The sequence below is a fragment of the Cryobacterium sp. TMB3-10 genome (assembly GCF_004402305.1).
In the GTDB taxonomy this organism is placed as follows: domain Bacteria; phylum Actinomycetota; class Actinomycetes; order Actinomycetales; family Microbacteriaceae; genus Cryobacterium; species Cryobacterium zongtaii.
In genome coordinates, this window is sequence record NZ_SOGH01000031.1 from 227,415 (window position 1) to 250,084 (window position 22,670).

Annotated in this window: 17 protein-coding genes; 3 read left to right on the forward strand and 14 right to left on the reverse strand. The window is 69.1% G+C overall.

Annotated features, from left to right (window positions below; all coding sequences use genetic code 11):
* Window positions 1-9: 9 nt before the first annotated feature.
* The 5 genes from E3T22_RS17165 to E3T22_RS17185 all read right to left on the reverse strand — a co-directional run bounded on the left by E3T22_RS17165 (window position 10) and on the right by E3T22_RS17185 (window position 6,304).
* Window positions 10-732, reverse strand: a complete 723-nt coding sequence (locus E3T22_RS17165) for a thymidine kinase (protein ID WP_088455154.1) — start codon at window positions 730-732, stop codon at window positions 10-12.
* 51 nt (window positions 733-783) lie between these two features.
* A complete protein-coding gene (locus E3T22_RS17170; protein WP_134481108.1) occupies window positions 784-2,121 on the reverse strand; it encodes a hypothetical protein in 1,338 nt (445 codons plus the stop codon).
* The gene (locus tag E3T22_RS17175; RefSeq protein WP_134481107.1) at window positions 2,118-3,449 is read right to left on the reverse strand and encodes a sensor histidine kinase; all 1,332 of its coding nucleotides are present in this window, start codon (window positions 3,447-3,449) and stop codon (window positions 2,118-2,120) included. Before E3T22_RS17175 ends, E3T22_RS17170 begins: the two co-directional genes overlap by 4 nt.
* A gap of 83 nt (window positions 3,450-3,532) precedes the next feature.
* Window positions 3,533-4,609 carry an Rv2578c family radical SAM protein gene (locus tag E3T22_RS17180; RefSeq protein WP_134481106.1) on the reverse strand — a complete coding sequence of 359 codons (1,077 nt, stop codon included), beginning with the start codon at window positions 4,607-4,609 and terminating at the stop codon, window positions 3,533-3,535.
* 219 nt (window positions 4,610-4,828) lie between these two features.
* Entirely contained in the window at window positions 4,829-6,304 is a 1,476-nt protein-coding gene (locus E3T22_RS17185) for a malate:quinone oxidoreductase (protein ID WP_134481105.1), read from the reverse strand.
* A gap of 90 nt (window positions 6,305-6,394) precedes the next feature.
* On the opposite strand from E3T22_RS17185, the gene E3T22_RS17190 reads away from it, so the two are divergent.
* Window positions 6,395-7,390 (forward strand): glycoside hydrolase family 6 protein, encoded by a 996-nt coding sequence (locus E3T22_RS17190; protein ID WP_134481104.1) that lies wholly within the window; start codon window positions 6,395-6,397, stop codon window positions 7,388-7,390.
* 62 nt (window positions 7,391-7,452) lie between these two features.
* Complete coding sequence (locus E3T22_RS17195; protein ID WP_174776279.1) at window positions 7,453-8,439, forward strand: response regulator transcription factor; 987 nt, start codon at window positions 7,453-7,455, stop codon at window positions 8,437-8,439.
* Between the two features lie 110 nt (window positions 8,440-8,549).
* Here the strand turns inward: E3T22_RS17195 and E3T22_RS17200 are convergent, their stop codons facing one another.
* Entirely contained in the window at window positions 8,550-8,912 is a 363-nt protein-coding gene (locus E3T22_RS17200) for a hypothetical protein (RefSeq protein WP_134408096.1), read from the reverse strand.
* A complete protein-coding gene (locus E3T22_RS17205; RefSeq protein ID WP_240632360.1) occupies window positions 8,909-10,342 on the reverse strand; it encodes a glycosyltransferase in 1,434 nt (477 codons plus the stop codon). The genes E3T22_RS17200 and E3T22_RS17205 overlap by 4 nt, the downstream gene beginning before the upstream one ends.
* Window positions 10,343-10,461: 119 nt before the next feature.
* Here E3T22_RS17205 and E3T22_RS17210 point away from each other — a divergent pair, with 119 nt between their 5' ends.
* Window positions 10,462-11,061: a hypothetical protein gene (locus E3T22_RS17210; protein WP_088457849.1), complete on the forward strand. Its 600-nt coding sequence runs from the start codon at window positions 10,462-10,464 to the stop codon at window positions 11,059-11,061.
* 22 nt (window positions 11,062-11,083) lie between these two features.
* Here E3T22_RS17210 and E3T22_RS17215 read toward each other — a convergent pair whose 3' ends face one another.
* The 7 genes from E3T22_RS17215 to E3T22_RS17245 form a co-directional block, all read right to left on the reverse strand.
* Window positions 11,084-12,262: a GGDEF domain-containing protein gene (locus tag E3T22_RS17215; protein WP_088455147.1), complete on the reverse strand. Its 1,179-nt coding sequence runs from the start codon at window positions 12,260-12,262 to the stop codon at window positions 11,084-11,086.
* 31 nt (window positions 12,263-12,293) lie between these two features.
* On the reverse strand, window positions 12,294-13,955 hold the full coding sequence (locus E3T22_RS17220) for a cell wall metabolism sensor histidine kinase WalK (RefSeq protein ID WP_134481103.1): 1,662 nt from the start codon (window positions 13,953-13,955) through the stop codon (window positions 12,294-12,296).
* Between the two features lie 16 nt (window positions 13,956-13,971).
* Window positions 13,972-16,341, reverse strand: coding sequence for a bifunctional diguanylate cyclase/phosphodiesterase (locus E3T22_RS17225; RefSeq protein ID WP_088455145.1), 2,370 nt, complete (start codon window positions 16,339-16,341; stop codon window positions 13,972-13,974).
* Window positions 16,342-16,422: 81 nt separating this feature from the next.
* Window positions 16,423-17,526: an aspartate-semialdehyde dehydrogenase gene (locus tag E3T22_RS17230; RefSeq protein ID WP_134481102.1), complete on the reverse strand. Its 1,104-nt coding sequence runs from the start codon at window positions 17,524-17,526 to the stop codon at window positions 16,423-16,425.
* A gap of 288 nt (window positions 17,527-17,814) precedes the next feature.
* Window positions 17,815-19,110 carry an aspartate kinase gene (locus tag E3T22_RS17235; protein ID WP_103432718.1) on the reverse strand — a complete coding sequence of 432 codons (1,296 nt, stop codon included), beginning with the start codon at window positions 19,108-19,110 and terminating at the stop codon, window positions 17,815-17,817.
* Window positions 19,111-19,262: 152 nt separating this feature from the next.
* Window positions 19,263-19,862 (reverse strand): recombination mediator RecR, encoded by a 600-nt coding sequence (gene recR / locus E3T22_RS17240; RefSeq protein WP_088455142.1) that lies wholly within the window; start codon window positions 19,860-19,862, stop codon window positions 19,263-19,265.
* Window positions 19,863-22,601: a DNA polymerase III subunit gamma and tau gene (locus E3T22_RS17245; RefSeq protein ID WP_134481101.1), complete on the reverse strand. Its 2,739-nt coding sequence runs from the start codon at window positions 22,599-22,601 to the stop codon at window positions 19,863-19,865.
* Between the last annotated feature and the right edge of the window lie 69 nt (window positions 22,602-22,670).

Genomic DNA, 22,670 nt, shown 5'->3' on the forward strand with positions numbered 1-22,670 from the left:
GATGCTTCCCTAGGGTGATGATGGGGAACTTGCCGGGGGGCAAGCTGGGGCGCTCTCGGTGGCCGGACTCGCTTCGTGCGAATCCACGCCGATTGAGCGCCCTCGCTCCGCCGGTTCCCGGCGTCGGTTGTTGAGCACGCCGTGGCTCTCCTCGAGGTAGCAGGAGCCGCAGAGCGACTCGTAGGTCACCTCGACGCCGTCGATTGCTACCTGGTCGCCGTCGAAGACGAACGCGCCGTCGACCTTGCGCCCGTTGAAGACGGCCTTGCGACCGCACCGACAGATGGTTTTGAGTTCTTCGAGGCTGTGCGACACCTCGAGCAGCCGGCGGCTGCCCGGGAAGGCCACGGTCTGGAAGTCGGTGCGGATGCCGTAGGCGAGCACCGGGATGTTCTCGAGGATCGCGATGCGCAGCAGGTCGTCGACCTGGGTTTCGGTGAGGAACTGTGCCTCGTCGACGAGCAGGGCGCTGACGTCGAGCCCTGTGGTTGCCTCGGTCTCGTGCCGGTGCTGCTGGAACAGGGCGTAGGCATCCGTCTCGGGGGTGAGCAGAAAGTCGACGCCGCGGGTGACGCCCAGGCGGGAGAGGATGCCGCGGTCGCCCTTGGTGTCGACCGACGGCTTGGCCAGCAACACCCGGTGGCCGCGCTCCTCATAGTTGTAGGCGGCCTGGAGCATCGAGGTGCTCTTGCCGCTGTTCATCGCCCCGTATCGGAAATACAGTTTCGCCATTACCGCCGGTACCGCCCTCTTATACGTCTTGTACGTCTTGTTTCTTGAGGTTCAGCGTACTTGGCGGGGCGGTTGCTTGGCGCGAACCCCGGCGGGGGTGGCCGGGGTCGCCAGGGCCTCCCGGGGTGGCCCAACCTGGTGCGGGTCGCGGGCGCCGTCGAACTCGATGGTGAGCGAGGGGCGCCGCACGGTGACCCGCACGTTGGCGAAGACCACCCTGATGACACCGAGGTAGGGGCGCAGCAGCGCGCGCACCTTGCGGGGCGGCAGGTCGAGGGCGGCCTGGATGGTGATGGTGTCGACCGCGACGGATGTCGGCGGTGCCGTTTTGGTGAGGGTTGGCCTGGGGGCGGTGAGGGTGGCCGGGGCGGGCCGGGGCGGCGTGGGGGTGCTCGAGCCGGTGATCTGCACGACGAGGCTGTGCGGGTCGAAGCCGGGCGCGGCGCAGAGGGCCCCGATCAGGGCGGCGGTGGCGGCACGCTGTTCGGCGCGGAACGCTGTGGCCCGGTGCTCGGGGTCGGCCACGACGAGCAGGCCCGGGGTACCGCGCTCGGCCAGGGCGGCACGTTCCCGGGTGGCCACGGAGTCCAGCCAGGTGCGGTCGATCTCTGCGACCAGGGTGCGGCGAACCTCGGCGGCGAGCTGGCCGGCCTGCGCCACGTCCAGGGCGGTGACGGTGCCACGCTCGAGGAGCTCGGCGAGGAACGGGATGACGCCGGACTTCAGGGCGAAGACCTGCTGCTCCACCACGGCCCGGGCCATCTGGCCGCGGGCTTCTTCGGTGCGGGCGACGATGGCGCGGCGGGCATCCGTCTGCCAGGCCAGGATCGAGCGCACGATGCGGCGCGAGTACGCGGCGCCGGCGGCGGTGGGCGCGAGGATCTGGGTGACCGAGACGATCGCGTACACGGCGACGGGGACGTGCACTTCATAGGAGCCGGCTTGCGGCACGGTGATCAGGATGGCGACGACGCTGGCGACGGCGCCGGAGAGGGCGATCTCCCGCCACGGCCGGTAGGGGGCCAGCGCCAGGAGGAGGAAACCGATGCAGACCGGGCCGAAGTCGTCTTGGACGAGTAGGTTGTCGCCCCACCGGCTGAGCTGCTCGCAGACGTACCCGAGCAGGGCGAAGCCGGCCATGATCAGGTGGATCCGGCGGCCGAACGGCGACCGCGCCGGTTGGGTGCCGATCACCAGGGTGGCCGCGGCGGCGGCCATGGCCAGCACGGCGAGGGTGGCCATCAGGGGGTTTCGGATCTGGTCCTGTTGCAGGACCGTGGCGATCACCGAGTAGCAGAGCACGATCGAGGCGATCGCTGGCGACAGCGGCCAGGCGGCGAGGGTGCCCAGCGGGTCGAGGCGCTGCTGCGTGGCGCGATGGGCGGTCACGGGGTGGCCTTGTCGGTGGGGGTGGTGGCTGGGTCGGTCTCGGTGGTCGAGGCGGGGGCTGTTTCGGCGGCGGCCGCAGCCGCGGCGGGGGCGGTTTCGGCAGCGACTTCGGCGGCCGCGGCGATGGTGCTCGGCACGATGGGCGGGGCGGGCAGGGTCAGTAACACCGAGGTGCCGGCGCCGGGACGGGACCAGATCACCACGGAGCCGCCGAGCCGTTCGATGCGTTTGCGTACCGACTGGCGCAGCCCGAGCCTGTCGTTGCCGGTCTCGGACTCCATGAAACCGCGGCCGGCGTCGAGCACCATCACCGAGACGTTCTGACCGTCGGCGTCGATGACCACTTCGGCGGTGACGATGCCGGCGTGCAGCAGCACGTTGACCAGGCATTGCTGAACCGCCAGGCCCAGCTCCTTGTCGCTCTGCGGGTCCAGGCGCGCCAGGGCCTCTTTGTCGCCGGTGATGTCCACGACGAGGCCACGGTCGCGCATACGGTCGATGGCGCGGAACACGGCGCTGGACAGCCATCCGTCGTTGCCCGCCGCGGCGGCGGTGCGCTCGTCGACGTGGGTGAGCCAGTCTCGCTCGGCGAGGGTCTGCAGGGTTTCGCGGAGGCCGGCCTCGAGGCCGCGGCTGAGCGGGCCGGGTTTGGCGCGGGCCACCGACACCAGCTGGTTGAGGGTGGTGTCGTGCATGAGGGCGATGGCGCGCACGTCGAAGTCGTGGCGCAGGATGCGGGACTCGTCGTCTTGCACGGCGCGGTGGATGGCGGGCTGGGCGGCGCGTCCGGTGCGGCGGGCGAGGCCGTCGAGCAGCATCACGCCGACCAAGAACAGGTAGGTGACGACGGTGAACACGTCGGGGCGGTCGGGCACGGGGGTCTGCGAGATGGCAAGGGTGGCGGCGGCCTCGGCGAGGAGGAAGCCCAGGGTGCTCCACAGCACGCCGACGAGCGCGCCGGTGCCGGCGCCGCCGACCATGATCAGGGCCATCTTGGGCAGCGAGATCAGAAACATGTCCGAGGACGGGAAGACGCCGGGCATGCCCAGCACCGCGCTGGTGAACAGGTAGGTGCACAGGGCGCCGACCAGCAGGTAGGCGATGGTCAGCGGCACCGTGCGCCAGCGGGCGAGGACCGCCAGCAGGGCGCCCATGCCGAGGATCGCGGCGACGGTGATCTGCAGCCGCTCGGTGACCGGGAACACGCTCAGCGCCAGGACCGAGAACAGGGCGCCGGCCAGGCAGACCAGGCCGAACCAGTGCGACGCCCGGGCGAGGGCACGGCTGAGCGTGGCCTTGACCAGGTGGTCGGGTAACCCAAGTGACATTACGCCCTCTCCGCGTCTGATTATCTCAGGTGTGCGGGGGTTGGCGGGCAGCCGGTTCGACGGTGGTGTGTGCTCGGTGAGGGTCAAAACAGAGTGGGTGAGAATTCGGGCGGGAGTTCGGCGGCGATGAGGGACGGCGGCGGGGAGTTGGGGTTGCTGGGCGCGGTCAGCGGCTTGGAGAGGATGCCGCCGGTCGCCGGGTCCTCCCGGCGTCGCTGCAGGCCGTGCGCGCGGATCAGCGGCTGGATGCGCTCGGCCAACCACTGGCGGTACTCCTTGGGCGCGTAGGTCCCGCGTTTGTAAAGCTCGCGATACTGGGGCATGAGCTCGGGATGATCCTGCTCGAGCCACTGGAAGTACCACTCCTTGACCCCGGGCTTGAGGTAGAGGGCGCTGTAGAGCACCCCGGTGGCGCCGGCGGCCTTGGCCTGGCGCATGGCCTCGTCGAGGTGCGCCTTGGTGTCGGTGAGGAACGGCAGGATCGGCATCAGGAAAACCGAGCAGTCCATGCCCTTGTCGCGGATTGCGCTGACCGTGGCCAGGCGCGCCTTGGTGCTCGGGGTGCCCGGCTCGACGGCCTGCTGCAGGGCGTCGTCGTAGATGGCGATGGACATGGCGAGGTCCACCGGCACCTGTTGGCTGGCCTCGTGGAGCAGGTCGAGGTCCCGGCGCAGGAGGGTGCCCTTGGTGAGGATCGAGAAGGGGGTGCCGGAGTCGGCGAGCGCGGCGATGATGCCGGGCATCAGCCGGTAGCGGCCCTCAGCCCGCTGGTAGGGGTCGGTGTTGGTGCCCAGCGCCACCGGATGCTTGCCCCAAGTGGGTTTGGCGAGTTCCTTACTGAGCACCTCGGCCACGTTGACCTTCACGATGATCTCGTTGTCGAAGTCCTTGCCCGCGTCGAGGTCGAGGTAGTTGTGGGTGGGGCGCGCGAAGCAATAGGTGCACGCATGAGAGCAGCCGCGGTACGGGTTGATGGTCCAGCCGAAGGGCATCGCACTCTGGCCGGGCACCCGGTTGAGGGCGGACTTGGCGAGCACCTCGTGGAAGGTGATCCCGTCGAACTCGGGGGTGCGGACGCTGCGCACCAGGTTGTTCAGCCGGGCCAGGCCGGGCAGCGCGCCGGCCTGCTCGGTCGTTAGTTCCTGTCCACTCCAGCGCATGCATCCAGTCGAACACATGTTCGAGTGGGATGCAAGGTGGTGGGTGTCATGCGGGGTGGCTCAACCGGCGGGGCGCCGCATCCGCCGGTCTTGACGTTATGCGGGGTAGGCGCCGTTATGCGGGGGGCACGCCACCCGCACAGCGGCGCCTGACCCGCATAGCTCGCGGTCGGGCAGCGGATGCGGGACGCAGGCGCAGCGCAGGCCGGCCGGCCGCGCCTACGCGGTGAGGTGCAGGGTCTTGGCGGTGGCGGCCAGGGAGGCGGCGGCCGCGGCGGGATCGTCGGAGAGTTTGGTGCCCAGGCTCGGGACCATCTCGCGCAGCTGCGGCTCCCAGCGGGAGTACTCGCTCGGGAAGCAGCGCTTGAGGAGGTCGACCATGATCGGCGCGGCGGTGGAGGCTCCGGGCGAAGCGCCGAGGAGCCCGGCGATGCTGCCGTCGGCGGAGGTGATGACCTCGGTGCCGAACTGCAGGATGCCGCCGGCCTTGGCGTCCTTCTTCATGACCTGCACCCGCTGGCCGGCGGTGATCAGCTCCCAGTCCTCGGCCTTGGCCGTGGGCATGAACTCGCGCAGCGCGTTGAGCTTGGCCGTGCGGGAGGCAAAGACCTCGCCGACCAGGTACTTCATCAGGCCGAAGTTGTTCTTGGCCACGGCGAGCATCGGCACGAGGTTGTGCGCGCGCACGGAGAAGGGCAGGTCGAACCAGGTGCTGGTCTTGAGGAACTTGGGGCTGAACCCGGCAAATGGGCCGAAGAGCAGTGAGGTCTCGCCATCCACTACCCGGGTGTCGAGGTGCGGCACCGACATCGGCGGCGCGCCCACGGCGGCCTTGCCGTAGACCTTGGCCTGGTGCTGCTTGACGATGGCGGGGTTGTCGGTGCGCAGGAACTGGCCGCTGATCGGGAAACCGCCGAAACCCTTGATCTCGGGGATGCCGCTCTTCTGCAGCAGTGCAAGGGCGCCGCCGCCGGCACCGACGAAGACGAAGCGGGCCTCGACGGTGTTCGTGTAACGACCCACCAGGCTGAGCAGTTTGAGCTTCCAGGAGCCGTCATCCAGCTGCTTGAGCGCGGTGACCTGCTGGTTGAGGTGCACGTCGGTGCCGCGCTTCTTGAGCGAGGCGAACAGGTAGCGGGTGAGGGCGCCGAAGTCCACGTCGGTGCCGGACTCGATGCGGGTCGCTGCGATCTTCTGCTTGGCGGCGCGCTTCTTGGTCAGCAGCGGGGTCCACTTTTCGATGACGGCGGGGTCCTCGCTGTATTCCATCCCGGCGAACAGCGGCTGGTCGGCGAGCACGGCCATGCGCTTGCGCAGGTAGTCCACGTTGGCGGTGCCGTGCACGAAGGTCATGTGCGGGGTGGAGTTGATGAACTTCTCCGGCTCGGGCAGCACCCCGGTCTCCACCAGGTGCGACCAGAGCTGGCGGCTGATCTGGAACTGCTCGTTGATGGCGACGGCCTTCTCGGCCGTGACGGTGCCGTCGGCAGCCTGGGGCATGTAGTTGAGTTCGCAGAGCGCGGCGTGGCCGGTCCCGGCGTTGTTCCACGGGTTGGAGCTCTCCTGCGCGAGCTCACCGAGGCGCTCGTAGACCTGGATGTTCCAGTCCGGCTGCAGTTCGGCGAGCAGGGTGGCCAGGGTGGCGCTCATGATTCCCCCGCCAATCAGGGCGACATCGACCTTTTCTGAATTCACGCTCTAACTCTAACCCGCCGCGCGGGCCGCTCCGCCGGGGCGCAGCAGCCCCCGGCTGCGAACGCCGGATGCGGGCGATAAGGTTGCAAAATGGACTCGACCGGTAGTCGTCTCGGCCTTTCCCTGGGCATCATCACCCTCGCTGCGCCCATCGTGGCGCTCGGCCTGTTCATCGGCAGCTTCGCGGTCACCGCCACCAGCGCAGCCGCCGGCAACCCTCTCGCCGGCCGCTCCTTCTATACCAACCCGAACTCGACCGCGCAGGTGGCTGCCACCGCCGCCGCGGTCGCCGACCCGGACTCCGCCGCGGCCGCCACCCTCGGCAAGCTGGCCGAGCAGCCCACCGCGATCTGGCTGATGCCGGAGAAGTACCCGCTGAACACCGTGCAGGCCGACGTCACCGCCATCGCGGATGCCGCCGAAGAGGTCGGGCAGACGCCGGTGTTCGTGGTCTACGGCATCCCCGACCGCGACTGCGGCAACTTCTCGGCCGGCGGCCTCTCGGAGACCGACTATCCCACCTGGGTGGCCTCCATCGCGACGGCGCTGACGCTGAAGGCATCCGTGGTTATTCTCGAACCGGATGCGCTGGCGCTGGCCACCGAGTGCGGCAACGTGGAGCAGAGGGTGGCACAGATTCAGCAAGGCGTGGCCGCTTTCGCGCCCACGGTCGCCACGGTCTACCTCGACGCCGGCCACTCCGACTGGCTCACCCCGGCCACCGCCGCCGATCTGCTCAACCGCGCCGGCGTCGCGCAGGTGCGCGGTTTCGCGACCAACGTCTCGAACTACAACGACTCGGCCGCCGAGCAGGCCTTCGGTGAGGCGGTCTCCGCGCTCACCGGCGGGGCCCACTTCGTCGTCGACACCTCGCGCAACGGCCGGGGCGGCAACGGCGAATGGTGCAACCCTGCCGGGCGGGCCCTGGGCGGCACTCCCGAGGCCACAACGGATGGGGCCTTGCGCGACGCGAATCTGTGGGTGAAGGAGCCGGGCGAGAGCGACGGCACCTGCAACGGCGGTCCGGCCGCCGGCGAATGGTGGAACGAGCGGGCCCTCGAGCTCGCGGCCGCTGCCGGCTGGTAGCCGGGCGGCGGGCCGAATCGGGCCTATCTGATGGATGCTCGACCCGCGTAATATACTCAGGTATGTCGACGACCGGGGAAATACGCAGGGTAGCGGTCATTATCGAGGACGACGCAGACATCCGCCATCTGCTTGAAGCCGTACTCACCCAGGCCGGGTTCAAGACCATCGCCACGAGCAACGGGCTCGACGGGGTGCGTGCGGTTCGCGCGTACGACCCGATCGTCACCACGCTCGACGTGAGCATGCCGGGCATGGACGGGTTCGAGACCGCCAAGCGGATTCGCGCGTTCAGCGCCACCTACCTCGTGATGCTCACCGCCCGCGACGAAGAGATCGACACGCTGCAGGGCCTGGAGTCCGGCGCCGACGACTACCTCACCAAGCCGTTCCGGCCGCGCGAACTGCGCGCCCGCATCGACGCCATGTTGCGCCGCCCCCGGCTGGCACTGCCGCCGGAGGGTACCGAGGTCATCACCGAGCCCGCCGCCCCCGCGTTCGCACCGGCCGCCGGCGCACAGCTCGCCGCGGAACCCGAGTACACCCCCGCGTACGTTCCGCCGGTCACCGCGCCCGCTCCCCCGGCGGCCGACCTGCCGCCGAGCCTGGCCCCGGTTGCGATGAGCGGGCAGCACGTCGCGACCGTGCCGCTTCCCCAGGCCGGCACCGCCGAATCCGCCAGCAGTGACGCACGCGCCGACGACTGGATCGAGCACAACGGGCTGCGGCTGAGTAACGACATGCGCCTGGCCATGCTCGGCACCACTGAGCTGGACCTGACCCGCACCGAGTTCGACCTGCTGGCCGCACTGCTCGAGTCGAAGCGGCGGGTGCGCAGCAAGGCCGACCTGGCGCTGCTGCTGCGCGGCGAGAGCTACGTGACGTCGTACTACGTGAACGAGGCCGACAAGCGTGCCGTCGAGGCGCACCTGAGCAACCTGCGGCGCAAGCTCGGTGACAGCCTCACCGCCCCGCGCTGGCTGGAGACCGTGCGCGGCGTGGGCTACCGGCTGGCGGCGTCGGATCAGGCCGGGCGCGACTCGTACTAGGGGTCGCTTTCGGGTCGCGGGGTCTCGACAGGCTCGACCGACGGGATGGGCGCGTCTTGTAGGCGCGTCGCGGGGTCTCGACAAGCTCGACCGACGAGGCGGGCGGGGGCTTAGCGCTGCAGGGCGAACATGGCGGCCAGGTCGGAGCAGGCCAGCTCGCCGACCTCGTTGAGCCTGGTCATGTGACTCACCGAACCCGCGATATCGCCGTCGCGCAGGGCGTCGTGCATCATCGCGGCGGTGGCCTCCACCGTGACCGCCCCCACCATGGTGCTGCTCGAGCGGATGCTCAGCAACACCACGTGGGCTTCCTCGGCATCCGGGAATCGCTGGGTCAGCGCCACGGCCAGCCGCTTGGACCGGCTGTGCCACAGGTGCACGAAGTCGTGCACAAAGCGGCGCTGCATATTCTGGTCGCCGCCCATCTGGGCGAGCAGTTTGCGCAGGGCGAGGGCCTCGATGTGGGCGCTCACACCCGGTAGCCGCGGTGGCGCTTGATCAGTGTGAAGAACATAGTCAAAGTCTGCAGCACTGTGGTCACTCCAAGGATCGGCCATCCGATCCACAGGATGGTGGACTGGACCATGATGGGTAGCTGCAACCAGATGAACACCATCGCGGCCGCCGCGGCGAGTCCCACTAGGAGGGGTACCAGGTAAGCGTTGCCGGAGCCGCGCTCGGCCTTGGCCTGCTCGGCCCAGTTGTCGACCTGCTTGTTGCTGGCGAATTTGGTCCAGGCGCGCACGAAGTGGCCGATCCGCACCCACATGTAGATCTCGGCGGGGAGGAACCCGATTGCGAAGACGATGTCCTTCCAGGTGCGGCTCTTCATCGACATGGCGGTGCGGAAGTTGAGCAGGATGGCGATGACCGGCGGGATCAGCCAGATCGGGCTGAACACGAACGCGTCGATCGACAGCGAAGCGAACAGCAGGATGAAGAACATCACCCGGGTGATGACGTTGACGATCATCGAGAAGTTCTCGAGCCAGCGCAGGCGCAGGTTGGGGTGGAACGGCTGCCCCTTGGTGTCGCCGCGCTGACCGGGCCACATGAGCTCGATGGCGCCGAAGTTCCACTTGACCTGCTGGGCATCCAGGCCGCGCAGCGTGGTCATGCCGCCCACGTTGGCGCGGGCCTGGGCGCTGATCTTGGTGAGGTAGCCGGCGCTCTTGATCTGCAGCGAGAGCAGGGAGTCCTCCACCTCGCTGTCCTTGACCCACGGGGTGGCCTGGTGGCTGTCGACCATGACCTCGCGCAGGGCCTTGATGGAGAAGATCGAGAACTGGCCGCCGAGCACGGCCATGTTGCGGCCGCGCAGCATGTTCTGCATGTTGAACGCGGCGAACTGGGCGCGCTGGCCGGCGATGAGGAAGCTGGGGACGAGGCCCTGGATCACGGTGTCGTCGATGCTGTAGATCGCGGAGATGCCGCCGACGCGGGTGTCCGAGGCGATCTCGGCCTCGAGCTGCTCGACGGCGTTCGGCGCCGCTGTGGTGTCGCCGTCGACGCCGAGCAGGAAATCGCAGCCCTCGATGAGTGAGAAGCCGTAGTTGAGCGCGCCGACCTTCTTGTCGGGGTTGACCCCGATGTCGTGCACGAACACCTCGGTGAACTGCATCACCCCGTCGGTGACGACCTCGTGCGGGCCGGCGTACTGGCTGGCGATCTTCACGGTGTCGTCGGTGGTGTTGTTGACCACCACGTGGATGACGTCGGGCAGCCGGGTCTGGGCCAGCAGCGAGTCGAGCACGCCGGCGATGGAGTCGGCCTCGTTGTACGCGGGAACGATGCAGCCCACGGTGGACCGGTACGTCGGCAGGCCCGCCACCATCGAATTGAACTCGTTGGCGTGGGCATCCGGGCTGGGCGCGGTCTGGGTGGCGTTGTTGCTGTCATTCACAGTCCCCACTGTGTCAGGGCAAAACACGGTCTGACCCCCGGTCGGGGGCAAGGTTTTCACAAGATATGCTCAAGACCAGCGCACCAGCCGCGCGCACCAGTGCACCCCCGGGGGATCCCATGACGACGTCAACCCGTACCCGCCTTGCGGCGCTGGCCTGTGCGGCCGGCCTCACGATTACTCTCGCCGCCTGCGGTCAGGCCCCCTGGGCCGGCCTCGAGGCGAGCCCATCCGCGACCCCGAAGGCCAAAGCCACCATCACGGCGATCGAGAACGATTTGGCCACGGGATCGACCCGGCACCAGATCACGGCCGGGGATGCGGCTCTCACCGTGGACTACTCCTCGAGCCTGAACATGGGCGAGTGGACCGCGGGCGCGAACAAGCCCGTGAGCCTCTCCCTCAGCGCCACGCTCGGCACCGACGACGGCCAGGACGTGTTCCTGTCCAAGATGACCGTCATTACGGCCGTCACCGGGCCCACGGGCGCGCTGGAGCCGCCCGCACCCTTCGTGGACCAGACCACCATAGTGCCCGGCTACCTCATGAAGGCGCCGTACAGCTACGGACAGACCTACGTGCTGTCGGCCCTCGACCCGACGGCCACCAGCGTCACACTGTCGTTCACCTACGAGCTGCTCATCCAGACCACGCCCACCTCGGCCTCGTTCGCGAAGCAGACCGCCAGCGACCAGATCACCGTCGCGATCGTGCCCTAGGCCGCCGCCGGCTGTTTCGAGGTTAGGGTTCCCGGGTGACGGCGGCTTCGGTGGTCACGGCGATGTCGTTGCCGCCGCGGCGCTTGACCACGTCGATGGCCCGGCCGGACGCGGCGGTGAGGGCCGCGAGGTCGTACCCGTGGTCGAAGGTGTCCGCGATGCCGAAGCTCGCGGTGAGCCGGATTTTGTAGGACTCCCCCATCGGTCCGTCGACGAGGGCGTTCTGCATCCGCTGCACGATGGTGAGAGCCTCGGTCGCGGATCCGACGGCGGCCAGCACGTAGAAGCGGCCGGCAGCCGGGTGTCCGATCTGCGCCAATAGTGGCGCGCTGCCGCGGAGGGTGTCCGCAAAGCGGGCGATGGCCTCGTCACCGGTGACGCGCCCGAACGCCGTGTTGATCTCGGGGAGGTTGTCGATGTCCGCGCCGATCAGGGCCAGGCCCAGCTCGGCCCGTTCGGCCCGCTGCAGATGGTCGGTGGCGGCCTGCTGGAACGCGGTGCCGGACAGCACGCCCGCGGCCGAATGGATGCCCACGGTGATGTCGCCGACGGCGTTGCTGCCAACCCGCTCCGCGCGCAGGATCGACGTGGCGACGCAGGTCGTCACGATGAGCGCCATGTTGAGGATCGAGGTGGTGCCCGAGTTGAAAAAGGTGATGAAGGTGGCGCTGTCGACGCCGTCCACGGTGAAGACGATGGCGCGGCCGGAGTAGAAGAGGGCGACGACGAAGAGCACGAGCGCGAAGATCCGCCCGTTGACGTTGCGGCGGAGACGGCCGCGCAGGGCCTCGGTGCCACCCAAGGCGCCCATCAGCGCCACGACGAGCCAGAGCGGGGCAGCCCCGGCCCACTCGCCGCCGTCAGCGCCGGGGAGGAGGCTGATGACGCCCACGACCAGGGCCAGGCCCCCCACCACGGCGAAGCCGGAGCCGCGGCCGTTGTAGACCCTGCTGCCCGACCAGAGCGCGCCGACGGCGATGACCAGGGACACGTTGGCGAACGTGATCGACCACCATGCCTCGGCGCTGACGATGTAGACGCCGTAACCGACGGCCACCATGATGCCCGCCACGAACGCGAGGCTCCACAAACGGCCCGGCGGGTCGTTGCGGTTCAGCGCGGTGTTGAAGATGAATGAGACCCCGCACAGGATCGTGATCAACCCACTGATCATCTGCAGGGTGGGTCCGTCTAGGTGCATGTTGTCCCCCGTTGAGCGCGGCGTGCCACGCTCAACCTCTGTTTACCGGGAGCGTGGCGATTGCCGTCGTCCCCTTGCCTTTGGTCGACTCCAGGCGCAGATCGCCGCCGTGTTCGCGCATGATGTCCCGGCTGATGCTCAGGCCCAGTCCCGTGCCGTGCACGCTGGAGCCCCGCACCGAGTCGGCCCGGTAAAACCTGTCGAAGAGGTTGCCCTGTTCGTCTTCGCTCATGCCCCGGCCGGTGTCGGCGACGCGCACCTCGATGCCGCAGGACACCTCCAGCACCTCGACGCTGACCTTGCCGGACTCCACGTTGTACTTGATCGCGTTGGAGAAGATGTTGTCGATCACCTGGCGCAGCCGAAAGGCATCCGCGGTGACCGTGATCGGCGTCAGCTCGGCCAGTTCGAACCGGATGCCGCGTTGCGCGGCGAGCGGCTCGGCCGACTCGACGGCCTCCGTGATGATCGCGGACAGGTCGCAGGGCGCGACGGTGAGCGCCAAACCCTCTTTGGACTCGCTGGCCGCGGTGAGCAGGCCGGAGACGATTTCGAGGAGCCGGTCGGAGTTCTTCGACGCGATCTCGAGCATCCGACGGGTGTCGGGGTCGATCGTCTCGTCGTCGAGAGCGAGTTCGAGGTAGCCCAGGATCGAGGTGAGCGGGGTGCGCAGCTCGTGGGAGACCGAGGCGACGAGGTCGTCCCTGGCCTGCACGGCCCGCACCTCGGCGGTGACGTCGCGGGTCACGATCACGCCGCCGTCGTACCGGCCGGTGTGGTCGTGGATGGGCCGGGCCGACACGAGCACGGCGGCCTGCGGCTGGTCGGGGGAACCCAGCCACACCGTGACCCTGTCAACGGTTTCACCGCGGATGGCGCGCTGGGTGGGCCGGTCGGGACCGTCGAAGGGCGTGACACCGTCCTCCTTGTAGACGATGGTGGCCAGGCCGATGCCGTCGCTGACGCCGAACCGGGTCAGCATGGACCGCTGGGCCCGGTTGACGAAGTTGACCCGTCCGTCGCTGTCGTAGCCGACCACACCGAAGTCGACGGTGTTGAAGATCTCGTCGAGGGTCTGCTCCTGGCGCCGGGAGCGCTGCAGGGCCGCCTCGAACAGACCGGCCTGTTGGGTGAGCAGCACCCGCTGGGCCAGCGCTCGCCGGTTGGTGGTGTAGGTGACGGAGGCCACGAACGCGAGCATGATCGTCACGACGGCCAGCAGCGGCGCCTGCGAGGTGGCATAGCCGGTGGCGTTGTTCGGGTCGGTGAAGAGCTTCAACGGCAGGCCGGCCCAGAGCAGCACGCTGGCGAAGATGACACTGCCGGCGGCGCCGGCCTGACCGAAGTGGGTCGACAGCCAGATCACCGGGAACACCAGCAGGAAGCTGACGCCGAGCTGCGGCTGCGCCTCGCGCGCCAGGGTGAGCCCGACGATGTCGAGCAGTGGCAGGACGATGATCCAGATCTTGGGCAGCCGGCGCCAGGGCACGGCGGCGGCCAGTCCGGTGGTAGCGAAGATGACCATGACGCCGAGGAAGTAGAGCGGCTCCACGAACATTGACGCGTCCTTGGCGACCGTGACCGCGACGAGCAGCAGGGTGGCCGCGGCCAGGAGCAGCTGGGAGAGGAAAACGGACCGCTCAACGCGCTCCCGCACGCCGACGTGCGGCAACCTCAAACTCTGCTCGACCATACTGCGACCCTAGCGTTCAGAGGGGGAGCTCAGACGCGGCGCGCACGGGCAGTACCGCGGCAGCCCCGAACTCTTCGAGGCGGGCGAGGGTCTTTTCAAAACTGCGCGGCACGCCGTAGTGGAAACCCTGGGCGCTGCGGATGCCCAACGCGGAGAGATGGGTGGCCATCGCCTCGTTCTCGACACCCTCCACGATCATCGAATACTCGAGGTTGTCACCGAAGCCCTGCAGGGCCGTGAGCACCTCACGCTGGCGCACATCGTCGAGGTCGTCGACGAGGCTCTTGTCGATCTTGAGGATGTCCATCGGCATCCGCACCAGCGCGTCGACCGAGGAATCCTGGGAGCCGTAGTCGTCCAGGGCGATCATGATGCCGATGTCGCGGAGGTGGTCGGCCTGGGCGCGCACCGCGGTGGACACCCGGGCGACAGAGCGTTCGTTGAGTTCGAGGCAGAGCGAGATGCCCGGGTAGCGGTCAGCCAGTTCTTCGACGAAGCTGCCGACCCGCTGCGGCAGGATCTGGCCGGCCTCGACGTTGATGGTCATGCAGACGATGCGCGGTTCGATCAGGCGGAAGTCCGCAGCGGCGGCCATCGCCTTCAGGGCCACCTGGCGGGTGAGCGCGTCGAGCCGGCCGAGGCTCTTGGCCTTCTCCACCAGCGACGGCGGTGACAACGGGCCGAGCTCGGGGTCGGAGTACCGCACCAGCGCCTCGAAGGCCCAGATCTGGCCGGTGACCAGGCTCACGATCGGCTGGAAGGCCAGTTCGAGCAGGTCTTCGTCGATGGCGCGAGCGACGATGTCGTTCATCTGCGACGAGCGGTGCCCGGAGATGTTGATGCTGCTCTCGTTGGCCGGGCCGCCGCGGCGGCGGGACTTCTTGATCGCGAGCATGCTGCGGTCGGCGTCGCGCAGCAGCTGGTTGACATCCGTCTCGCGGTGCGCGGAGTAGGCCAGACCGATGCTGAGGATCGGGTTGAGCACGGTGCCACTGACGGCGAGGGGCTCGCCGGTGGCCTCCATGATGTTCTCGGCCAGCAGCTTCGCCTCGGCCAGCGACGACAGCCGGGTGAGGATGACGACGAACTCGTCACCGCCGACGCGGGCGACGACGTCGTAGGGGCGGATGACGGCGCTGAGTCGACGACCGATCTCACTGAGAATCTCATCGCCGGCCTGGTGGCCGTAGCGGTCGTTCATCCGTTTGAAGTCGTCGAGGTCGATGAACAGCACGGCCAGCGCCTCGGAGTAGTCGCGGTGGTCGTTGATGTTGGCCAGGGCATCCTGGAAGGCACCATAGTTGGGCAGCCCGGTGAGCGGGTCGGTGTTGGCGCGGATGGTGAGGCCGCCGATGCTCTCCCGGGCGGCGTAGACCACGTCGGCGGTGTGCGCGAGGGCCTGCAGGGCGCGTCGGTCATCCCCGGTGAACGGGTAGTCCATCACGTCGCGGCGGGCCACCAGGTATTGGCCGAGCGCGCCGATCGACAGCGGGGCGTCGATCTCGCCCAGGCCGGCCGGCTCGTGCCGGATGCCGGCGGATTCGACGCCCACCGTGGCGATGGCGGCGCGACGCAGCACGCTGGCGAGGTCGACGCTGCTGCTGGCCGGGCTGATGGTGATGGGCGTGGCCTGCCCGCCGGACTTGACGAAGTGGTTCGTGGCGTTGAGGTCGATGACTCCGTCGACCACGCCGGCCAGGCGGCGGCGCATCGCCTTGGCGCGTACGAGCAGGATCGTGCCGACGCCGACGATCGCGAGGGGCACCAGGGTGACGGCGGTGGCGAGGGTATCGGTGCGGGTGTCGAAGAACGGATGCGTCCACTGGCTGATCAGTGAGCAGAACCCGGCGAACCCGCCGCCGATCAGGGCCAGGCGGGCCACCGAGTAGTGACGTCCTGGGCCAAGGTCGAGGCTGGGCCGGTCGAACCGCCGGCGGAGGGCCTCCAGGACCACCACCGTGGTGAGGTAGGCGACCGCTGCGGCGGCTGTTGCGCCGGCGGCGGTCACATCGAGGGACTTGAGCAGGCCGAGGACGCCCGCGAACGCGGCACCGCCCAGGCCCGTGAGCCCGGCCGCGTACAACGCCAATTCGGGCCGGTGGGCGCGGACCCAGACCACGATCAGAACGCCCAGGCAGACCAAGCCCACCGACATCAGCGGCGCGAAGACCGGGTCGAGAGCCAGGACGACCACGATGGGCAGGCTGACCACCGGGCTACGGTGCGGCACCGTGCCCAGCCGGAGCCGGGGGATCTCGAGGACGCCCGTGACGGCCACGGCCATCAGGGCGATGAACAGGTGTTCGGCGTTGCCGCCGAGTACGAGCTGGATGAGTGCTGAGCCGATGAGCGCCAGCGCGGTCGCCGCGAATACGGCGAAAGCCACCCGGCTCCCGGTTCCTGCTGCCCTGATCGTCTCCACAAGCTCTGACAATAGCGGAGCGGACCCGGCGGCGTGCCCGCGGGGCTATCCGATGTCGACTTGGGTCGCGAGTTTCGCGGCGATGAGCTCGGCGATCTGCACCGCGTTCAGCGCCGCACCCTTGCGCAGGTTGTCGTTGCTGATGAACAGCGCCAGGCCGCGGCCGTTGGGCACTCCGGGGTCCTGACGGATGCGGCCCACGAAGCTCGGGTCGGCGCCGGCGGCCTCCAGCGGCGTCGGGATGTCGCTCAGCTGCACGCCGGGCGCGTCACTGAGCAGCTCGGTGGCGCGGGCGACGGAGATCGGCTTGCTGAATTCGACGTTGATCGACAGCGAGTGGCCGGTGAAGACCGGCACCCGCACGCAGGTGCCGCTGACGAGAAGCTCGGGCAGCTGGAGGATCTTGCGGCTCTCGTTGCGGAGCTTCTTCTCCTCATCGGTCTCGAACAGACCGTCGTCGACGATCGACCCGGCCAGCGGGATGACGTCGAACGCGATCGGCCGCTTGTAGATGGTGGGCTCGGGCATGCTCACCGAGGAGCCGTCGTGTACCAGCTGGAAGAGGTTGTCGTCGCCGGCCGCGGCGCGGATCTGGCTGGCCAGCTCCTGGGCGCCGGCCAGGCCGCTGCCGGAGACCGCCTGGTAGGTGCTCACGATGAGCCGTTCGAGGCCGGCCTCGTCGTGCAGCACCTTGAGCACAGGCATGGCGGCCATGGTGGTGCAGTTCGGGTTGGCGATGATGCCCTTGACGGCCTGGTCGATGGCTTCCGGGTTGACCTCGCTGACCACCAACGGCACGTCGGGGTCCATCCGCCAGCCCGACGAGTTGTCGACCACGGTGACGCCGGCCGCGGCGAACCGGGGCGCCTGGCTCTTGGACAGGGTGGCGCCGGCGGAGAAGATCGCGACGTCGAGTCCGGTGGGGTCGGCGGTGGAGGCGTCTTCCACGACGATCCGCTCACCCTTGTAGGGCAGCACGGTGCCGGCGGAGCGCGCGGACGCGAAGTAGCGGATGCTGGCGACCGGGAAGTCGCGCTCCTCGAGCAGGCGCCGCACGACGGCGCCGACCTGGCCGGTGGCGCCGACGACGCCGATGTTGATCCCGGCGCGGCGGGGTGCTGCGGTGCTGGTGGCTGCGGTGCTGGTCACTGTGTGGTCCTTACTCAGTCAAGTCTGGTGCGGGTCGGTCTCGTGCCGGGATGCGCATAACTCCTGCAATTCTCCCCGGTTGGAGCCCAAACGGGACAAAACATGGGTTTTTGGCAGAAATTGCAGGAGTTATGCCGGGGGTGCGCGGGTTTTGGCATCCGGTGGGCTGGCGGGCCGGTGGGTGCCCGCGGGGTTCAACTGTTGCCGATGCGGACAAATGGTGCCGGCGTACCGGGCGCAGAAGTCCGCATGGGCAACAGTTGGCTGCCGTGCGGGCGGGACGGGGCCTTAGCGGCCGGTGCCGCCGTGCACGACGGCTTCGTCGTCGCTGTCGAGCCCGAAGGCCGTGTGCACCACGCGCAGGGCCTGGTTGATGGTGTCGGCGCGGGTGACAACGGAGATGCGGATCTCGCTGGTGGAGATCATCTCGATGTTGATGCCGGCCTCGAACAGCGACTCGAACAGCTTCGCCGAGACCCCGGTGTTGGTGCGCATCCCGGCGCCGACCAGGGCGAGCTTGCCGATCTGGTCGTCGTACTGCAGGCCGGCGAAACCGACGTTGGCCTGCTCGTTGGTGAGCGCGGTGAGTACCTGCTGGCCCTCCGACTTGGGCAGGGTGAACGAGATGTCGGTCAGACCGGTGGATGCGGCCGACACGTTCTGCACGATCATGTCGACGTTGGCGTTGGTCTTGGCGACGATCTTGAAGATCTGCGCGGCCTTGCCGGGGATGTCGGGGACACCGACGACGGTGACCTTGGCCTCACTGAGGTCGGCGGCGACCCCCGCGATGATGGGCTCTTCCACGGGCTCTCCATTCAATATTTCGGTGGCGTACGGGCTGGTGGCGCCCGGGTTGTAGACAATGGTGCCGGTGTTGTTGTTGAACGACGACCGCACGTGCAGCGTGACCCCGTGCCGGCGAGCATATTCCACGGCGCGAATGTAGAGCACCTTGGCGCCGGCGGCGGCGAGCTCGAGCATCTCTTCACTGGAGACCCGCTCGAGCTTGTGCGCCTTGGGGACCACGCGAGGGTCGGCGCTGAAGATGCCGTCGACATCCGTGTAGATCTCGCAGATGTCAGCGCCGAGTGCGGCGGCGAGGGCGACGGCGGTGGTGTCGGAGCCGCCGCGGCCGAGGGTGGTGATGTCCTTGGTGTCGCGGTTGAAGCCCTGGAAACCGGCGACGATGGCGATGGCGCCCTCGTCGAGGGCATCCCGCAGGCGTCCGGGGGTGACGTCGACGATGCGGGCGGCGCCGTGCTGGGCATCCGTGATCATGCCGGCCTGGCTGCCGGTGAACGAGCGGGCGTCGTAGCCCATGCTCTTGATCGCCATGGCCAGCAGGGCCATGGAGATGCGCTCGCCGGCGGTGAGCAGCATGTCGAGCTCGCGGGGCGCCGGGATCGGGGTGACCTCGTGGGCGAGGTCGAGCAGCTCGTCGGTGGAGTCGCCCATCGCGGAGACGGCCACGACGATGTCGTTGCCGGCTTTCTTGGTGTCGACAATGCGTTTGGCAACGCGTTTGATGCTCTCGGCGTCGGCAACGGATGATCCGCCGAACTTCTGCACGATCAGGCTCACGTGGGCACTCCTGGCTTCCGGGTACGCGGCGACATCCCGCGCTCCCATCCTAAATGCGTTCGTATTCTCGGGCGTTCATGTGACGCCGTGTGCGAGGCGGGGTGGCGTGGGGCTCCCGGGGCGCGGCGGAGCCCGGGCGACCGGGCGGAGCGCTAGCTGGTGACGGTGCGGCGGCCCTCGAAAGCACGGCCCAGGGTGACCTCGTCGGCGTACTCCAGGTCGCCGCCGACGGGCAGGCCAGAGGCCAGGCGGCTGACCTTGATGTCGAGGGTGGTCAGCAGGCGGGAGAGGTAGGTGGCGGTGGCCTCGCCCTCGAGGTTGGGGTCGGTGGCGATGATGACCTCCTGCACAGTGTTGTCGGCGAGGCGCGTCATCAGCTGACGGATGCGCAGGTCGTCGGGGCCGATGCCGTCGATGGGGCTGATCGCCCCGCCGAGCACGTGGTAGAGACCCTTGAACTCGCGGGTGCGCTCGATGGCGACGACGTCCTTGGCCTCTTCGACCACGCAGATCGAGGTGGGGTTGCGGCGCGGGTCGCGGCAGATCATGCAAGTGTCCTGCTCGGACACGTTGCCGCAGATCTCGCAGAACTTCACCTTGTCGCGCACCTCGAGCAGCACGTTGGCCAGGTGGGTCACGTCGAAGTTCTTGGTCTGCAGGATGTGGAACGCGATGCGCTGCGCCGACTTGGGGCCGATGCCGGGCAGCCGGCCGAGCTCGTCGATGAGTTCCTGAACGATGCCTTCGTACATTTAGTTATCGTTCCTCTGTCGCGAGATCGGGTCGTGCGGCTGTTCCTCGATGAAGGTGGCGCCGAGGATCTCGCGCACCACGGCCTCGCCGTAGCGCTGCTTCTCGGCGAACGCGGGCGAACGCCGGCCGGGGGCTTGCTGGCGGGGAGCCTGCTGGCCTGGGGCCTGCTGGGTGTCCGGCCGGGTGCCACGGGGCGGTTCCGGGGGTGCGGCGAACTGCTGCGGGTCCGGCGGAAGGTCGTCGTAGGGCGGCGGCTCCTCGTCGAAGGGGGGCTCGAAGTCGGGCTCGGGCGCGTAGTCGTAGGACGGCGCGGACTGCGGCGCAGACTGCGACGTGGCAGATGTGGGTGCGGCGGCTGGTGCTGACGACGGTGCGGTGTCGGCCGGGGCGCTCGTGGCGTCCGGGGTGCCGGCGGGGGCGGAGGGTGTGCCGGCGGGGGCGGAGGGTGTGCCGGCGGGGGCGCTGGTCGGCGCGCTGGTGGGTGCACTGGTGGATGCACTGCCGGGTGCCCCGAGGACGGGCGGGACAACGATGGGTTCACCGGCCGCGGTCTCGGCAGCGGCCAGGGCGGCAGCGGATCCGGGGATGACCACGGTGGCCCAGCCTGTGGAGGTGGCCGGCGGTGCGAGGGTCGCCGTCGCGGTGCCGGTGGATATGGCCGATGCCGGGCCGGTACCAGAGGTGGAGCTGGAGGTGGCATCGCCGGACGGGCCGCCGAAGACGGCGGGACCGGACGAAGGCAGATCGACAGCGGCCGAGGTCGGCGTGGTGCTCGTCGCGGAGGCAGCGGGCGCTGACCCTGTCGTCGAGGCGGTTGGCGTCGCGCCGGCCGGGGAGTTCCCCTCCGGGCCTTGCCCTGCTGCGGACGAGTTACCCTGGCGCACCGGGGCAGCTGGTCCGGAGGTGGGCACCTCGGCAGAGGACGCGGGTGCGGAAGTGGGCGCGAAGGTTTCGGAGTCGGCGCGGGCGATGAACTTCACCCGCAGGCCGAGCACCTTCACGATGGCGCCGCGGAGGAACTCGCTGACGCCCTGGCCTGGAGCCTGCTGAGCTTTGAAGCCCTGCATGTCCTGCTCGCTGGGGAAGGACAGCACGAGAATGTCTTCGCCGCGCAGATCGAGCACGCGGGCGGTGTAGACCACGAGCCAGGCGCTGAGCTTGACCTCCTTGACGGCCTCGAGGATCTGGGGCCAGGCGTCCTTGATCTGGGCCAGGGTGACCGGACCGACGGGCACGACGGGGGCGGCGGGCGGCGGCGTCTCGGCGGTCGGATCGGGACGGTCGGCTTGGGCGCGATCGGGGCTCACGTCGGCAGCCGGGCTGGTGGCGACCGCCGCGGCGGGCTCGACCGGCATGGCAGCGGGGGTGCCCGGCGTCCGGGTGGCCCAGCCTGGGGCGGCTGGAGGGACGGTCGTCGCAGCCGGCGGGGTCGCGACCGGAGGGGAAACCTGTGCGGCGGGAGGGCGCGGGGCCGATGCCGCGGCCGGGGTGCGCGGCGCCGGTGCAGCAGCCGGGGTGCGTGGGGCCGTGGCGGCGGGAGCGGGCTCAGCCGGCGCATCCGTGCTGCCGCCGTCGACGCCGATGCGGCGTTCGAGACGTTCGACGCGGGCGAGGGCGCCGCGGGTGCTGTCGTCGGCGGCGGGGATGAGCACGCGCGCGATCATCAGCTCGAGGTGCAGGCGCGGCGAGGTGGCGCCCGTCATCTCGGTGAGGGCGGCGTTGAGGATGTCGGCGGTGCGGCTCAGCTCGGCGGGACCGAACTTGGACGCCTGCACGTGCATACGGTCGAGTTCGTCCTGCGGCACGCCGCGGAGCACGGCCGCGGCGGCGGCGGCGCTCGTGGCGGCAACGATGATGAGGTCGCGCATGCGCTCGAGCAGGTCTTCGACGAAGCGGCGGGGATCCTGACCGGTCTGGATGACGCGGTCGACGGCGTCGAACGCGGCCGAGGAGTTGCGGGCGGCGATGGAGTCGATGGCGTCGTCGAGCAGGGTCGCGTGGGTGTAGCCGAGCAGTGCCACGGCGCGCTCGTACTCGATCGCGTCGGTCTCGGAGCCGGCCATGAGCTGGTCGAGCAGCGAGAGGGTGTCGCGGGGCGAGCCGCCGCCGGCACGCACCACGAGCGGCAGCACGCCGGGCGCCACGGTCATGTTCTCGCTGTCGCAGAGCTGCTGCACGTAGTCGAGCATGGGCGCCGGCGGCACCAGCCGGAACGGGTAGTGGTGCGTGCGCGAACGGATGGTGCCGATGACCTTCTCGGGCTCGGTGGTGGCGAAGATGAACTTCACGTGTTCCGGCGGCTCTTCCACGATCTTCAGCAGCGCGTTGAAGCCCTGCGGGGTGACCATGTGCGCCTCGTCGAGGATGAAGATCTTGTAGCGGTCGCGGGCCGGCGCGAAGATGGCGCGTTCGCGGATGTCGCGGGCGTCGTCGACACCGTTGTGGCTGGCCGCGTCGATCTCGACCACATCGAGCGAGCCGCTGCCGTCGCGGGAGAGCTCAACGCAGCTGGGGCAGACGCCGCAGGGGGTGTCGGTGGGGCCCTCTGCGCAGTTGAGGCAGCGGGCGAGGATGCGGGCGGAGGTGGTCTTGCCACAGCCGCGGGGTCCGCTGAAGAGGTAGGCATGATTGACCCTGTTGGTGCGCAGGGCGGTCATGAGCGGATCGGTCACCTGGGACTGACCGATCATTTCGGCAAAAGTCTCTGGCCGGTAACGGCGATACAGGGCGGTAACCACGAGGTCAATCGTACTTGCTGCCACTGACACCCCGGGTGGATGGTGCACAGGGCGGCGGAGGCGCATCCG

Excerpts from the sequence above, each read along its gene's own strand:
- E3T22_RS17215 (WP_088455147.1), bottom strand. The coding sequence starts at position 12,262 with ATGCACCTAGACGGACCCACCCTGCAGATGATCAGTGGGTTGATCACG.
- recR (WP_088455142.1), bottom strand. The coding sequence starts at position 19,862 with ATGTACGAAGGCATCGTTCAGGAACTCATCGACGAGCTCGGCCGGCTG.
- E3T22_RS17165 (WP_088455154.1), bottom strand. The coding sequence starts at position 732 with ATGGCGAAACTGTATTTCCGATACGGGGCGATGAACAGCGGCAAGAGC.
- E3T22_RS17220 (WP_134481103.1), bottom strand. The coding sequence starts at position 13,955 with ATGGTCGAGCAGAGTTTGAGGTTGCCGCACGTCGGCGTGCGGGAGCGC.
- E3T22_RS17195 (WP_174776279.1), top strand. The coding sequence starts at position 7,453 with ATGTCGACGACCGGGGAAATACGCAGGGTAGCGGTCATTATCGAGGAC.
- E3T22_RS17190 (WP_134481104.1), top strand. The coding sequence starts at position 6,395 with ATGGACTCGACCGGTAGTCGTCTCGGCCTTTCCCTGGGCATCATCACC.
- E3T22_RS17180 (WP_134481106.1), bottom strand. The coding sequence starts at position 4,609 with ATGCGCTGGAGTGGACAGGAACTAACGACCGAGCAGGCCGGCGCGCTG.
- E3T22_RS17175 (WP_134481107.1), bottom strand. The coding sequence starts at position 3,449 with ATGTCACTTGGGTTACCCGACCACCTGGTCAAGGCCACGCTCAGCCGT.
- E3T22_RS17210 (WP_088457849.1), top strand. The coding sequence starts at position 10,462 with ATGACGACGTCAACCCGTACCCGCCTTGCGGCGCTGGCCTGTGCGGCC.